This is a genomic window from Microbacterium sp. PM5 (genome assembly GCF_003293595.1).
In the GTDB taxonomy this organism is placed as follows: Bacteria; Actinomycetota; Actinomycetes; order Actinomycetales; family Microbacteriaceae; genus Microbacterium.
Map to the genome: position 1 here is coordinate 1,931,271 of NZ_CP022162.1, position 13,023 is coordinate 1,944,293.

Sequence of the window (13,023 nt, forward strand, 5' to 3'; positions counted from 1 at the left end):
GCCGTCCGCTCAGGCGAGGCCCGGCAGCGCGGCGGTCAGGCCGTGCACGAGGATCTCGGCGCCGATGGCCAGGATGAGAAACCCCATCACGCGGGTGATCGCGCCGACACCGGTCGGACCGAGCTTCTCGGCCAGCGGCGTGCCGTAGCGCAGGAGCACCGCGATCACCGCCGCGATGACGAGGACGGCGAGCACGATCCCGACGCGGTCCAGGATGCCGGGATTGCGCGCCGCGAGTCCCACGATCACGCCGATCGCACCGGGGCCGGCGATGAGCGGCAGCGCCATCGGCGAGAAGCTGATGTCGGTCTTCGTGGCGGCATGCTCCTTCTCGGCATCCGAGGCCCCCGCACCCAGCGCGCGCGGCACGACCATGCCGAACCCGGAGTGCATCACGACGAGGCCGCCGGCGATCTGCAGCGCGCCCAGCGAGATGCCGAAGAACTGCAGGATCAGGGTTCCGAGCAGCGCGAAGACGGTCAGGATGGCGGCGACGTAGATGCCCGTGAGCCACGACTGCCGGCGCCGGTCGGCCTCGTCGAGGTGGGCGGACAGCCCGGCGTAGGCCGCAACCGCCCCGATCGGGTTCGTGATCGGGACGAGCGCCGCGAGCGCGGCGACGAAGACGGTCAGCATGCCTTCATTGTGTCGCAGCGGATGCCGGGGGTCAGTCCAGCAGCAGCGCCGGCTCCTCCAGGATCGATGCGACATCGGCGATGAAGCGACTCATCCCGTCGCCGTCGATCACGCGGTGGTCGAACGAGCCCGAGACCGTGGTGACGAAGCGGGGACGCACCTCGCCGTCGACGACCCACGGCTTCTGGCGGATCGTGCCCATCGCGACGATGCCCGACTCGCCCGGGTTGATGATCGGGGTGCCGGCATCCATCCCGAAGACGCCGATGTTCGTGATCGTGATCGTGCCGCCCTGCTGGTCGGCCGGGGTGGTCTTTCCCTCTCGGGCCGTCAGCGTCAGCTTCTCGAGGGCCTTGGCGAGCTCACGGAGGTTGAGGTCCTGGGCGTCCTTGATGTTCGGCACGAGCAGGCCCCGCGGCGTCGCGGCGGCGATGCCGAGGTTGACGTAGTTGCGCACCCGGATCTCGGCCGAGCCGTCTTCCTTGTCGATCCACGCGGCGCCGATCAGCGGCGTGCGTCGCACCGCCCAGATCACCGCGCGCGCCATGATCAGCAGCGGCGAGACCTTGATGTCGGCGAAGTCGGGCGAGGCCTTCAGGCGCTTGACGAGCTCCATCGTGCGGGTCGCGTCGACGTCGGTCCACACCGACACGTGCGGCGCGGTGTAGGCGGAGCGCACCATGCCGGATGCCGTGGCCTTGCGCACGCCCTTGACCGGAATCGCCTCTTCACGCTCGCCGACCGGCGGGGCGGGCACGGGCGAGGCCGAGACCGGGATGGTCTGCTCCCGCTCGGCGGGGGCGGCGGGCGTCGCGATGTTGCGGAAGACGCTGGCCTGCTCGGCATGGCGCACGACGTCGTCGCGGGTGACCTCGCCGGCGGGCCCCGTGGGGGTCACTTCGGCGAGCGTGACGCCCAGATCGCGCGCGAGCTTTCGCACCGGCGGCTTGGCGACGACCCCGACGGACGCCCGCACGGTCTCACCGCGCTCGGCGGGGCGCTTGCGGCGCGAGGTCGCTCCGGCGCCCGTGCCGTAGCCGACCAGCACGGCGCCGCCGTCGTCGGATGCCGCGGCCGCCTCGGGCTGCGCGGGTGCCGGGGTGTCGGCATCCGCCGCCGCGCCGCCGATCGTGATGATGGGGGCCCCGACCGTCACGGTCTCACCCTCGGGGGCGAGGAGCTCGCCGACGGTGCCGGAGAAGGGCGAGGGCAGCTCGACCAGCGACTTGGCCGTCTCGATCTCGACGAGCACGTCGTTGACCTCGACGGTGTCGCCGGGCGCGACGCGCCACTGGACGATCTCGGCCTCGGTGAGGCCTTCGCCGACGTCCGGCAGGTGGAAGATCTGCTCGCTCATGTCGTTCTCCTTCAGGGCCTGAGTCCGCGAGACACGTGATGCGCACCGAGACACGGGGCTACAACTCGTGTCTCGGTGCGGGGCTGGTGTCTCGCGGTCATGGGCGGGGCGGGGCGGGGCGGGTCAGTAGGCCAGGGCGCGGTCGACGGCCTCGAGGATGCGGTCGGCATCGGGGAGGTAGGTGCCCTCGAGCTTGGCGGGTGGGAACGGCACGTCGAAGCCCGACACGCGCAGCACCGGCGCCTCCAGGGCGAAGAACGCCCGTTCCATGACGGTCGCGGCCACCTCGGAACCCACCGACGTGAAGCCGGGCGCCTCCTGGGCGTAGACCATGCGGCCCGTGCGGCGCACCGAGTCGAGGATGGGACCGTAGTCGATCGGCGAGAGCGAGCGCAGGTCGATCACCTCGCACGAGGTGCCCTCGCTCTCGGCGAGCGCGGCCGCCTGCAGCAGCGTCGTGACCATCGCGCCGTGGCCGACGAGCGTGACGTCGGTGCCGCGGCGCACGAGCCGCGACGCGTGCAGCGGCAGGGGGCGCTCGGCGCTGTCGACGTCGCCCTTCATCCAGTACTTGGCCTTGGGCTCGAGGAAGATCACCGGGTCGGGCGAGCGGACGGCATCCTGGATCATCCAGTACGCGTCGTTCGCCGTCGACGGAGAGACGACGCGCAGGCCCGCGGTGTGCGTGAAGTAGGCCTCCGGGCTCTCCTGGTGGTGCTCGACGGCTCCGATGTGGCCGCCGTACGGGATGCGGATGACGACCGGCATCTGCAGCGCGCCCTCGTGCCGGTTGGTGAGCTTGGCGAGCTGCGTCGTGATCTGGTCGAAGGCGGGGAAGACGAAGCCGTCGAACTGGATCTCGATGATCGGACGGAACCCGGCCATCGCCAGACCGATCGCGGTGCCGACGATGCCCGACTCGGCGAGGGGGGTGTCGAGCACCCGCTGCTCGCCGAACTCGGCCTGCAGACCTTCCGTCACGCGGAACACGCCGCCGAGGCGACCGATGTCCTCGCCCATGAGCAGGACGTGGTCGTCGGCGGCCATCGCGGCGCGAAGACCCGCGTTGAGCGCCTTCGCGAGGGGCATGGACTCCACCATCAGACTCCTCCCTCCAGCGACGCCTCGTAATCGGCGAGCCAGCGACGCTGCTCCACCATCAACGGGTGGTCCTCGCTGTAGACGTGCGCGAACATCGACTCGGGCTCGATCGCGCCCAGCGCGTTGGTGCGTACGCGCACATCGTCCGCGTAGGCCTGCGCCGCGGCATCCACCTCGTCGAAGAAGGATGCCGCCGCCCCCCGCGCCTCGAGGTAAGCACGCATGCGGGCGATCGGATCGCGCCGCGCCCACGACTGCTCCTCGTCGGACGTGCGGTACTTGGTGGGGTCGTCGCTCGTCGTATGCGCGCCCATGCGGTAGGTCATCGCCTCGATCGCGCGGGGCCCCTCGCCGGCGCGCGCCTCGTCGAGCGCGAGCTTGGAGACCGCGTAGCTGGCCAGCACGTCGTTGCCGTCGACGAGGGTCGACGGCATGCCGTACCCCGCGCCGCGGCGGTACAGCGGAGCCCGCGACTGGGTGGCGACCGGCACCGAAATCGCCCAGTGGTTGTTCTGCAGGAAGAACACCTGGGGCGTCCGGTAGGTGTTGGCGAACACCATCGCCTCGTGCACGTCGCCCTGGCTGGATGCGCCGTCGCCGTAGTAGACCACGACGGCCTCGTCGCGGTTCGCATCGCCCGTGGCGCATCTCTTGTCGAAGACGAGCCCCATACCGAAGCCGGTCGCGTGCAGCGTCTGCGATCCGAGGACGAGCGTGTAGATGCGCACGTTGCCGTTCTTCGGGTCGGTCGGGTCCCACCCGCCGTGCGTGAGACCGCGCATCACGCGGATGATGTCGATCGGGTCCACGCCGCGGGCGGTGGCCACGACGTGCTCGCGATAGGACGGGAACAGGTGATCCTGCGGCCGGGCGGCACGCACCGATCCGACCTGGGCGGCCTCCTGCCCGAGCGACGGCGGCCACAGGGCGAGCTGGCCCTGCCGCTGCAGGTTGGTGGCCTGCCGATCGAAGGCGCGCACGACCACCATGTCGCGGTAGAACGTCTCGAGCTCGGCGTCGGAGAGCGCGTCGATGAGCGGCAGGTAGCGCTCGGCTTCGGGTGTGGGGGCGAACGTCCCGTCCGCCGCCAGAACGCGCACGAGGGCCGGGTCGTCAGGCGGGGTCATGTTCCCACGCTAACGCCCCGCGCATGCGTCCGACTGCATGGGATCGACAACGGGAATCGCGATCCGCCGTGTGCCGACCACAACGGGCAGGAACTAACGGTGCGCTGCGACGGATGCCGCCACCCGCACGATCGGCTCGATCGCCTCGTGCTCGCCGATGGAGATGCGCACCCCGTCACCGGCGAAGGGGCGCACGATCAGGCCGGCCTCCTCGAACGCCGCCGCGACCTCCAGGGCACGCGCGCCGGCCGGCAGCCAGACGAAGTTGCCCTGCGCCTCGGGAACGTCCCACCCCGCCGCGCGCAGCCGTGCGGCCAGGTCGTCGCGGTGCGCGGCGAGGGTGCGCACGCGCTCGAGCAGCTCCTCCTCGGCATCCAAGCTGGCCAGGGCCGCTTCCTCGGCGGCGGCCGTCACCGACAGGGGGATGCCGGTGCTGCGCGCGGCCGCCAGGATGCGCGGGTCGCCGACGGCGTAGCCGACGCGCAGGCCGGCGAGACCGTAGGCCTTCGAGAAGGTGCGCAGCACGACGACGTTCGCGTGGCCGGCCGCGATGACGTCGGCGCCGGCCACGGCATCCGGATCGGTGACGAACTCGGCGTACGCCTCATCGAGGATGACGAGGACGTCATCCGGGACGCGGGCGAGGAACGCATCGAAGCCCGCCTGGGTCACCACCGGACCCGTCGGATTGTTCGGGCTGCAGACGATGATCATGCGGGTGCGCTCGGTGACGGCGTCGGCCATCGCGTCGAGGTCGTGACCGCCCGCCGGATCGTTCGGGACGGTGACGGCCGTCGCGCCGGCCACCGTCGCCAGGCTCGGGTAGGCCTCGAACGAACGCCAGGAGAAGAGGATCTCATCGCCCGGTCCGCTCGTGGCCTGGGCGAGCTGGAAGAGGATCGACACCGACCCGGCCGCGATGTGCACCGCGTCGTCACCGACGCCGAAGCGCTCCGCGAGGCGGGCCCGCAGACGCGGCGACGAGGCATCGGGATAGCGGTTGACGGCGATGGCCGCCTGCACCGCGGCCACGACGCTCGGCAGCGGCGCGAAGGGGTTCTCGTTGCTGGACAGCTTGAACGCCTCGGCGCCGGCCTGCTTGCCCTGCTTGTAGGCGGGGAGGGCGGCGATCTCGGGGCGGATGCGCACGGGCAGATCGGTCACGCGTCGAGTCTACGAGGGGCGATGCGAGGCCGGCGTGAACCTTTCGAGCGCGGCATCCGCGTGGAAGACTGTGAGCACCATGCGCTTCATCGTCCGCGTCGTCGTCAACGCCTTCGCCATCTGGGTCGTGACCCTCATCCCCGCCCTCCGGGTCGGGGTGACGCCGTTCGCGCCCGGTGAGACCCTGCAGCTCGTGCTGACCCTGCTCGCCGTCGCCGCGATCTTCGCGCTGGTCAACACGATCATCGGCACCGTGATCAAGATCGTCGCGATCCCGCTGTACATCCTGACGCTCGGGCTCATCTCGTTCGTCATCAACGGGCTGCTGCTGTGGATCACGGCATGGGTCACGAGTTCATGGGGCTGGGGCCTGACCGTCGAGAGCTTCTGGCTCGGCGTCGTTGCCGCGATTCTCATCTCGCTGATCAACTGGGTGTTCGGCATTCTGCTGCGCCCGCAGGAAAAGAAGCGCCGCAGCTGACGGTCGCGCCTCCTCGTCAGAGCCCTCCTCCTCCCGAGCGCCGGCGCCGATCCGCCGAGCGGTTCGGCTCGCGGTGGGCGCCGTAGACCGTCGAGGTGACGACAGCCGCCCCCGCCAGAGGTGCGAGCCGCTCGCGCAGCACCGCGATGCGCGGATCGGCCGAAGCGTCGACCATCGCCGCCGTCTCGCGGTAGGCGCCGAGCTGGTGCACCGAGAAGGTCGCGTCGCTCCAGCGCGGCATGGGGTCGACCTCGCGTTCGACGACGACGCTGTCGGCAGAGCCGGACACCCCTGGGATGCCGCCCGCCGCCAAGGCCGCGACCGGATCGTCGGTGTGGCGGACGGCGACGGAGAGCACATGGTCGGTCTGGTCGGCCTGGACGGGGCTGCCGAAACTGACCTCGGTCACGACGTCGAAGCGGCCGTCCCGCGCCAGGTGCGCCGCGATCATGCCGCCCTGCGAGTGGCTGAACAGATGCACGCGGCTTCCCGCGACCGCCCCGGCCGCCGCCAGTGCGCGCTCCACCGCGACGTACGACGACGACTGCTCGCCGAAGTAGAGCTGGAGGTTGGAGGTCATGTCCCACGGCTCGTCCGGCGCGAACGCCGCGCGGGTGCCCGCGATATACGCCACGAACTCCCGCTCGCCCGACGCATAGCGGTACTCCTCCACGCGCACCCGTGCATCGTCCAGGCCGTCCGCTCCCGGCATCCGGTCGATGGCGTCGACCAGTCCGCGCGGCGCGGCCGCGGCGCCGGTCGCGACATGCACGCTGATCTCCTCGACGGATGCCGTCTCGGCCCCGCGCCGCAGCGGGGGCGCCGCGGCGGGCACCGTCCCCCGATCGGCGCGGCGGACGGCGGCCGTCAGCAGCGTCAGGGCGGGTCCGAGCGGCGCGTAGACACCGAGCAGGAGGGCGCTGGCCCGCATCTGATCCTCGATGTCGCGGTGACGGCCGTCGATCCACTCGGCCGCGAGCCGCCTCGCCGCCGCCGCCACATCCGCCTCGGCCTGCATCCGCGCGGCGGCGAGCCGCATCGCGTCGACGTCGCGGGGGCCGTGGAGCGCGTGAAGCGCCTCCGTCTCGGCGAGGTCGTACGCCTCGGCGAGCACCTCGAGCGTGCGCGACAGCTCGGTCACGATCGACTGCGCCCCCCGCGCCCGCCCGGCGGGATCGGCGACCCAGAGCCCGGCCGCCAGCGATGCGGCACCGGCGGCCGCGAGGGCGTCTGCGGCCTCGTCGAGATGCGCGGCGATCAGACCGAGGGCGCCGGAGAGCTCTCGCAGGGCGTCGGTGTCGACCGCGATGAGCCCGCCGGAGCGGATATCGACGTCATCGCTCATCCGTCCGCCTCGATCAGTGCCCGTTCGGCCGCGTGAGCCAGGTCACGATCCCACTCGTCGATCTCGTCGATCGCCATCGCGCTCAGCCGTGCGCTGGCGTCGAGACGTTCCCGGACCGGCTCTGCCGCCGCTGTCTCCCATTGCGCGTCGACCCCCAGCCCGAGCATCCGCAGATTCGCCGCCGCGAGGAGGTCGCGCGCGTGACGCAGGCCGGCTCGGGCATCGGCGATGTCGGCGAGTCGGTCCACGCGACGATCGTCGCCCCGGGCGACGCAGCCCCGGGCGGTGATCCCGGCATCCGTGGACCGTCTCGGCGCGCAGCCGCGTGGGGAGGAGGTCTTTCGTGCGGCCGGCGACCTGCACCACAATGGGGAGGTGACTGCCGACGCCGCACCGTTTCGCGTCGTGTTCGTCTGCACCGGCAATATCTGCCGCTCCCCCATGGCCGAGATCGTCTTCCGCGAGATCGCCGAACGCGCCGGCCTCGGCGCACGCGTGGTGTCGACCAGCTCGGGGACGGGCGACTGGCACGTGGGCGAACGCGCCGACAGCCGTACCCTCGAGGCGCTCGCGCGGCGCGGCTACGACGGCGCGCGCCACCGCGCGCGCCAGTTCACCCTCGACGACTTCGAACGCAACGACCTCGTGGTCGCCCTCGACCGTTCGCACGAGCGCATCCTCGCCAGCTGGGCGCGCACGACGACGGATGCCGACAAGCTCGCGCTCCTGCTCTCGTTCGACCCCGAGGCCCACGGCAACCTCGACGTTCCCGACCCGTACTACGCCGGCCCGGAGATGTTCGACGACGTGCTCGGTATGATCGAGAGCGCGAGTCGGGCGCTCTTCCGGCAGCTCGAACCGGCCATCCGTCCGTTGTGAGCGTGTCGTCGTGCGCATCGGCCGCGCGTCGACAGACACCGTGATCGGAGCCCACGTCGTGACCACCGCGAACACCCTCGCCCACCAGCCCCTCAGCCCCCTCGACGGCCGTTACCGCGGCGCCGTCGCCGACCTGTCGGCGTACCTGTCCGAGGCCGGGCTCAACCGCGCGCGCGTCGAGGTCGAGGTCGAGTGGATCATCACGCTCACCGACCGCGGCCTCTTCGGGTCGACGGCGCTCACCGACGAACAGAAGGACGCCCTGCGCGAGCTCTACCTGGCCTTCGGCTCGACGGAGATCGAGTGGCTCGCCTCCACCGAGTCGGTGACCCGTCACGACGTGAAGGCCGTCGAGTACCTCGTGCGCGACCGCCTGCGGACGCTGGGCCTGGACGCCGTCGCCGAGCTCACCCACTTCGCGTGCACCAGCGAGGACATCAACTCGGCCTCGTACGCGCTGACGGTCAAGCGCGCCGTCGAGAGCGTCTGGCTGCCGAAGCTGCGCGCCGTGATCGACGCCCTGTCGGCGCTCGCACACCAGCACCGGGATGCCGCGATGCTCTCGCGCACCCACGGCCAGCCCGCCACTCCGTCGACGATGGGCAAGGAGCTCGCCGTCTTCGCCTGGCGGCTCGAGCGCGTGGCCGCCCAGATCGCCGACGGCGAGTACCTGGCGAAGTTCTCCGGCGCCACCGGCACGTGGTCGGCCCATCTGGCCGCCGCGCCCGACGTCGACTGGCCCGAGCTCTCCCGCGCGTTCATCGAGGGCCTCGGCATCGACTTCAACGTGCTGACGACGCAGATCGAGTCGCACGACTGGCAGGTGGAGCTGTACGACCGCGTGCGGCACGCCGGCGGCATCCTGCACAACCTCGCGACCGACATCTGGACCTACATCGCGATGGGCTTCTTCGCCCAGATCCCGGTCGCCGGCGCCACCGGCTCGTCGACCATGCCGCACAAGATCAACCCGATCCGCTTCGAGAACGCCGAGGCGAACCTCGAGATCTCGGGAGGTCTGTTCACGACCCTCGCCTCGACCCTCGTCACGAGCCGCATGCAGCGCGACCTCACCGACTCCACGACGCAGCGCAACATCGGCGTCGCGTTCGGCCACTCGCTGCTCGCTCTCGACAACCTGCAGCGCGGGCTCACCGAGATCTCACTGTCGCGCGACGTGCTGCTGGCCGACCTCGACGCCAACTGGGAAGTGCTGGCCGAGGCGATCCAGACCGTGGTGCGCGCGGAGATCGTCGCGGGTCGGTCGCAGATCACCGACCCCTACGCGCTGCTGAAGGAACTCACGCGCGGGCGCCGCGTCGGCGGCGCCGAGCTGGCGGAGTTCGTGCGCGGCCTGGACATCGGCGACGACGCCAAGGAGCGCCTGCTGGCCCTCACCCCGGCCGGCTACACCGGCCTCGCGGACGAGCTCGTCGACCGGGTCTGACCGCGTTCGACGGGCTCAGACGCGCGGCGCGGCGCCGTCGTCCGTCGCGTCGGGCGACGCGACGGCATCCGTGTCGTCCATCAGCACACCGTGGTCGATCTCGCCGCCCATCTTGGCCGGGTCGATCGCGAGCATGCACAGGGCGATGATCACCAGGGTCGCGATGAAGGCGACGCCGGCGACGACCAGCGAGACCACGACGACGTGCACGCGCTCATCGCCGGTGAGGTCCTGGAAGAACCCCATCGAGACGAGAGTGACGAGGCCGGAGAACACGGCGGCGGCGAAGGCGAAGCCCAGCAGCTGCACCGGCTTGAGCAGATCACGACGGGTGGGACGCGGCTCGCTCATGCGGATCCTCCTGAACGGGTGCCGTCCTCGGCAGCGGAGCGTCGCGGCGAGAAGCCGGCGATGCCGAGGAAGACGGCGATGATGGCGGCGTAGCCGCCGAAGAGGCCGACACCGATGGTGATGCCGGTGAGGGTGAAGGAACGCCCGGCCTCGGAGATGAAGTACTCCAGGCTGTATGCGGGGTTCACCAGGAGCAGACCGATACCGAGGGCGATGGTGAGCGCGCCCGCGAGCACGCCGTCGCGCCCCTCGTCCCTGCGCTCGCTGCGCAGGACGCCGTCCAGTGACGCAGCGCCGCGGCGCAGTCGAACGCCCCCGACGAGCTCGGCGACACCCGCGATGAGCGCCCACGCGATGACGACGACGAAGAACAGGGCCGTCGAACGCAGCCCCGGGATGCCGGTGGCCATTCCCGCGAGCAGAGTCAGCACTCCGAGCAGGATCGGAACGGAACGGCGCTCGCGCGGGAAGGCGAGCCAGGCGCCGATCAGGAGCACGAGCGCGGTGGCGATCGCCCAGCCGCTGAAGACGGCGAGACCGACGGATGCCGAGTGGTCGGGCGAGAAGGTCACCATCACGGCGGCGAGAGCGGCGAGCAGGGCGCGACCGAGCTGCACATGACGCACGTCGAAGGTGCGGGTCGCTCCGGCACCGTGGGTACGGCTGGGAGCGGGGGCGTCGTCGGACACGTCGGACTCATCGGATCGGGGACGGTGGAACCCCACCAGTCTAGGTCGTCGCCCGCGCCGATCCGGCGCCGACCTTCGCCGGACGCCGGCGGTGCGCGCTCAGCCCACCGAGCGGGCGACGAGCTCCCGCAGCGTCTTTTCCACGGCCGGTGTCACGGCGACGACGGCGAAGGACGTCGCCCACATGTCCCCATCATCCAGCAGCGCATGCTCCTGAAAGCCCACCGTGCCGTATCGGGTGTCGAACTTCGACGCCGGCTGGTAGAAGACGACGACCTTCCCGTCGCGGGCATAGGACGGGAAGCCGTACCACGTCTTCGGCGCGAGCTGGGGCGCTTCCTCGGTGACGACCCGGTGCAGCAGCGTGGCCACCTCGCGGTCGGTGCCGGTCAAGGCATCGATCGCCGCGATGCACGCCTCGAACTCCGCAGCCAGCTTGGCGGCGCCCTTCAGCCCCTTCGTGGATCGCAGCTCTTCGGCGCGCTGCGCCATCGCCGCACGCTCATCGGCGCTGAAGCCGCTCTTGGTGTCACTCATGGGTGTCTCCTCTCAGTGGGACTGCTGGATGCGCAGGAGGTTGCCGGCGGGATCGCGCACCGCGGCATCCCGCAGCCCGTAGTCCTGATCGGTCGGGTACTGCACGATGTCGGCGCCCGCCGCCGCCAGGCGGGCGATGTCGCCGTCGAGGTCGTCGGAAGCCAGGTTGACCCCGAAGTAGCTGCCCTTCGCGACGAGCTCGGCGAGCGTCCGCCGTTCGTCGTCGCTGATGTCGCGTCCCACACCGACCGGGTGCAGCACGATCGCGGTGTCGGGCTGGCCGGCGGGGCCGACCGTGATCCACCGCAGGTGCTCGTAGCCCACATCCAGGCGCACCTCGAATCCCAGCACGTCGCGGTAGAACGCGAGCGACGCCTCGGCGTCGATGTGCGGCAGGAAGGAGGAGTGGATGCTGATGCTCATGGGCCTCACGATAGGCCGGTCTCGCGCGGGAGCGCTTCTCGATTCCTGACCGGTCGGGTCAGCCGACGGGCGATGCAGGGGAGCATACCGACGCGGAAGGGCGCGCCGCGGGTGCGATAGCGTCCCGGAGACACGCCCACCAGCTCGGTGAAGCGTGTGGTGAAGGTACCCAGAGACGGGCAGCCGACGGCGAGCGCGATGTCGGTGACGGCGAGCTGCGTCGTCCGCAGGAGGGTCATGGCGCGTTCGACACGACGCGTCATCAGGTACGAGTAGGGCGTTTCGCCGTAGGCCCGCCGGAACTGTCGCGACAGGTGACCCGGCGAGACGTGCACGGCCCGCGCAAGGGTGGGCAGGTCGAGGGGCTGGGCGAAATCGCGGTCCATCATGTCGCGCACGCGTCGCATCCGCACGAGCGTGTCGAGCTCGACCCCGGCGCTCACCGCGCGGCGCGTCCCGATCCGGCGCGCAGCGTCTCGGCATCGGCACGGATCGCCTCGACCGCGCGCAGCACCTCGAGGCTGCGCTGCTGGTCGGCCGACGCGTCGGCGCCTGCGCGGACGAGCTGCGCGAAGCGCGCCACCTCGAAGCGCATGTTGTTGTCGGGCCCGTCGATCTCGATCTCCTCGTGGACACCGGAGAAGAGGTCGAGCGTGATCCGGCGCGGCGCCGTGATCTCGTCGATCTCGATCGTGCCGAGCTCGCCCTGGATCTCGTTCGGCCGACGCGAGGCGCCGATCTTGGAGAAGCCGATCTGCACGACGAAGCCGTCATAGGCGAGCACGGCCGCACCCGCTCCGTCGGCACCGGTCGCGATCGTCGCCGTCGCCCCGACCACCGCGCGCGGCGGGCCGAACAGCTCGATGGCGGCGCTGAGCGGATAGACGCCCAGATCGAACAGGGCCCCGCCCGCCAGAGCCGGGTCGAAGATGTTCGGCGTCTCGCCGGCCAGCACGAGGTCGTAGCGCGCCGAGCGCTGGCTCTGCCCGAACGACACGAGCCGCACCGTTCCCACCTGTGGCAGCAGGGTACGGAGGCGGGCCATGCCCGGGTCGTAGGCGTTGCGCATGCCCTCGAACACGACGACACCTCGCGAGCGGGCGGCCTCCACGAGGCGCGCGAACTCGTCGGCCGTCGGCGTCGCCGGCTTCTCGAGGAACACGTGCACGCCCGCCGCGATGGCCGCTTCGGCCTGCGCGGCGTGGGCGCCGTTCGGCGAACCGACGTACACGGCATCCACCTCGCCGGAGGCCAGCAGCGCCTCGAGATCGGTACTGACGCCGTCGACGCCGAGTCGATCGGCGAACGCGCGTCCGCGCGCTGCGTCGCGGGAGAAGACCACGTCGATGCGGATGCCGGGCGTCTGCGCGACGGCATCCGCGAACTTCTCGGTGATGGTGCTGGTGCCGATCGTGGCGAGTCTGATCACGCCCCCAGAATAGGCGCGGCGCCTGCCTCGAGGAATGGATGGTGTCCGCCGACGGTT

The 13,023-nt window shown here is 71.1% G+C and carries 16 protein-coding genes; 3 read left to right on the top strand and 13 right to left on the bottom strand.

Annotated elements, in window-relative coordinates; all coding sequences use genetic code 11:
• Positions 1 to 9 precede the first annotated feature (9 nt).
• From CEP17_RS09360 to CEP17_RS09380, 5 genes are all read right to left on the bottom strand, one after another.
• Positions 10 to 636 carry a MarC family protein gene (locus CEP17_RS09360; RefSeq protein ID WP_112932047.1) on the bottom strand — a complete coding sequence of 209 codons (627 nt, stop codon included), beginning with the start codon at positions 634 to 636 and terminating at the stop codon, positions 10 to 12.
• 31 nt (positions 637 to 667) lie between these two features.
• Positions 668 to 1,993, bottom strand: a complete 1,326-nt coding sequence (locus CEP17_RS09365; RefSeq protein ID WP_112932048.1) for a dihydrolipoamide acetyltransferase family protein — start codon at positions 1,991 to 1,993, stop codon at positions 668 to 670.
• A gap of 123 nt (positions 1,994 to 2,116) precedes the next feature.
• On the bottom strand, positions 2,117 to 3,094 hold the full coding sequence (locus CEP17_RS09370; protein ID WP_036321332.1) for an alpha-ketoacid dehydrogenase subunit beta: 978 nt from the start codon (positions 3,092 to 3,094) through the stop codon (positions 2,117 to 2,119).
• Positions 3,094 to 4,221, bottom strand: coding sequence for a thiamine pyrophosphate-dependent enzyme (locus CEP17_RS09375; protein WP_112932049.1), 1,128 nt, complete (start codon positions 4,219 to 4,221; stop codon positions 3,094 to 3,096). Before CEP17_RS09375 ends, CEP17_RS09370 begins: the two co-directional genes overlap by 1 nt.
• 93 nt (positions 4,222 to 4,314) lie before the next feature.
• Complete coding sequence (locus CEP17_RS09380; protein WP_112932050.1) at positions 4,315 to 5,385, bottom strand: histidinol-phosphate transaminase; 1,071 nt, start codon at positions 5,383 to 5,385, stop codon at positions 4,315 to 4,317.
• A 79-nt stretch (positions 5,386 to 5,464) separates the two neighbouring features.
• On the opposite strand from CEP17_RS09380, the gene CEP17_RS09385 reads away from it, so the two are divergent.
• Entirely contained in the window at positions 5,465 to 5,866 is a 402-nt protein-coding gene (locus CEP17_RS09385) for a phage holin family protein (protein WP_005051743.1), read from the top strand.
• 16 nt (positions 5,867 to 5,882) lie between these two features.
• Here CEP17_RS09385 and CEP17_RS09390 read toward each other — a convergent pair whose 3' ends face one another.
• Positions 5,883 to 7,211: a hypothetical protein gene (locus CEP17_RS09390; RefSeq protein ID WP_112932051.1), complete on the bottom strand. Its 1,329-nt coding sequence runs from the start codon at positions 7,209 to 7,211 to the stop codon at positions 5,883 to 5,885.
• The gene (locus tag CEP17_RS09395; RefSeq protein ID WP_036321324.1) at positions 7,208 to 7,459 is read right to left on the bottom strand and encodes a hypothetical protein; all 252 of its coding nucleotides are present in this window, start codon (positions 7,457 to 7,459) and stop codon (positions 7,208 to 7,210) included. Before CEP17_RS09395 ends, CEP17_RS09390 begins: the two co-directional genes overlap by 4 nt.
• Positions 7,460 to 7,652: 193 nt before the next feature.
• Here CEP17_RS09395 and CEP17_RS09400 point away from each other — a divergent pair, with 193 nt between their 5' ends.
• Positions 7,653 to 8,090 carry a low molecular weight protein-tyrosine-phosphatase gene (locus CEP17_RS09400; protein ID WP_051039651.1) on the top strand — a complete coding sequence of 146 codons (438 nt, stop codon included), beginning with the start codon at positions 7,653 to 7,655 and terminating at the stop codon, positions 8,088 to 8,090.
• A 58-nt stretch (positions 8,091 to 8,148) separates the two neighbouring features.
• Entirely contained in the window at positions 8,149 to 9,537 is a 1,389-nt protein-coding gene (purB, locus tag CEP17_RS09405) for an adenylosuccinate lyase (RefSeq protein WP_204359888.1), read from the top strand.
• Positions 9,538 to 9,552: 15 nt separating this feature from the next.
• On the opposite strand, the gene CEP17_RS09410 is transcribed toward purB, so the two are convergent.
• From CEP17_RS09410 to CEP17_RS09435, 6 genes are all read right to left on the bottom strand, one after another.
• Positions 9,553 to 9,888 (bottom strand): hypothetical protein, encoded by a 336-nt coding sequence (locus tag CEP17_RS09410; RefSeq protein WP_036321323.1) that lies wholly within the window; start codon positions 9,886 to 9,888, stop codon positions 9,553 to 9,555.
• Positions 9,885 to 10,577, bottom strand: coding sequence for an acyl-CoA synthetase (locus CEP17_RS09415; protein WP_112932932.1), 693 nt, complete (start codon positions 10,575 to 10,577; stop codon positions 9,885 to 9,887). Before CEP17_RS09415 ends, CEP17_RS09410 begins: the two co-directional genes overlap by 4 nt.
• A 99-nt stretch (positions 10,578 to 10,676) precedes the next feature.
• Positions 10,677 to 11,114, bottom strand: coding sequence for a hypothetical protein (locus tag CEP17_RS09420; RefSeq protein WP_112932053.1), 438 nt, complete (start codon positions 11,112 to 11,114; stop codon positions 10,677 to 10,679).
• Positions 11,115 to 11,126: 12 nt separating this feature from the next.
• A complete protein-coding gene (locus CEP17_RS09425; RefSeq protein WP_112932054.1) occupies positions 11,127 to 11,537 on the bottom strand; it encodes a VOC family protein in 411 nt (136 codons plus the stop codon).
• A gap of 5 nt (positions 11,538 to 11,542) precedes the next feature.
• Positions 11,543 to 11,944 (bottom strand): helix-turn-helix transcriptional regulator, encoded by a 402-nt coding sequence (locus CEP17_RS09430; protein WP_061681359.1) that lies wholly within the window; start codon positions 11,942 to 11,944, stop codon positions 11,543 to 11,545.
• 32 nt (positions 11,945 to 11,976) lie between these two features.
• Positions 11,977 to 12,966 (bottom strand): Gfo/Idh/MocA family oxidoreductase, encoded by a 990-nt coding sequence (locus CEP17_RS09435; protein WP_112932055.1) that lies wholly within the window; start codon positions 12,964 to 12,966, stop codon positions 11,977 to 11,979.
• Positions 12,967 to 13,023 lie beyond the last annotated feature (57 nt).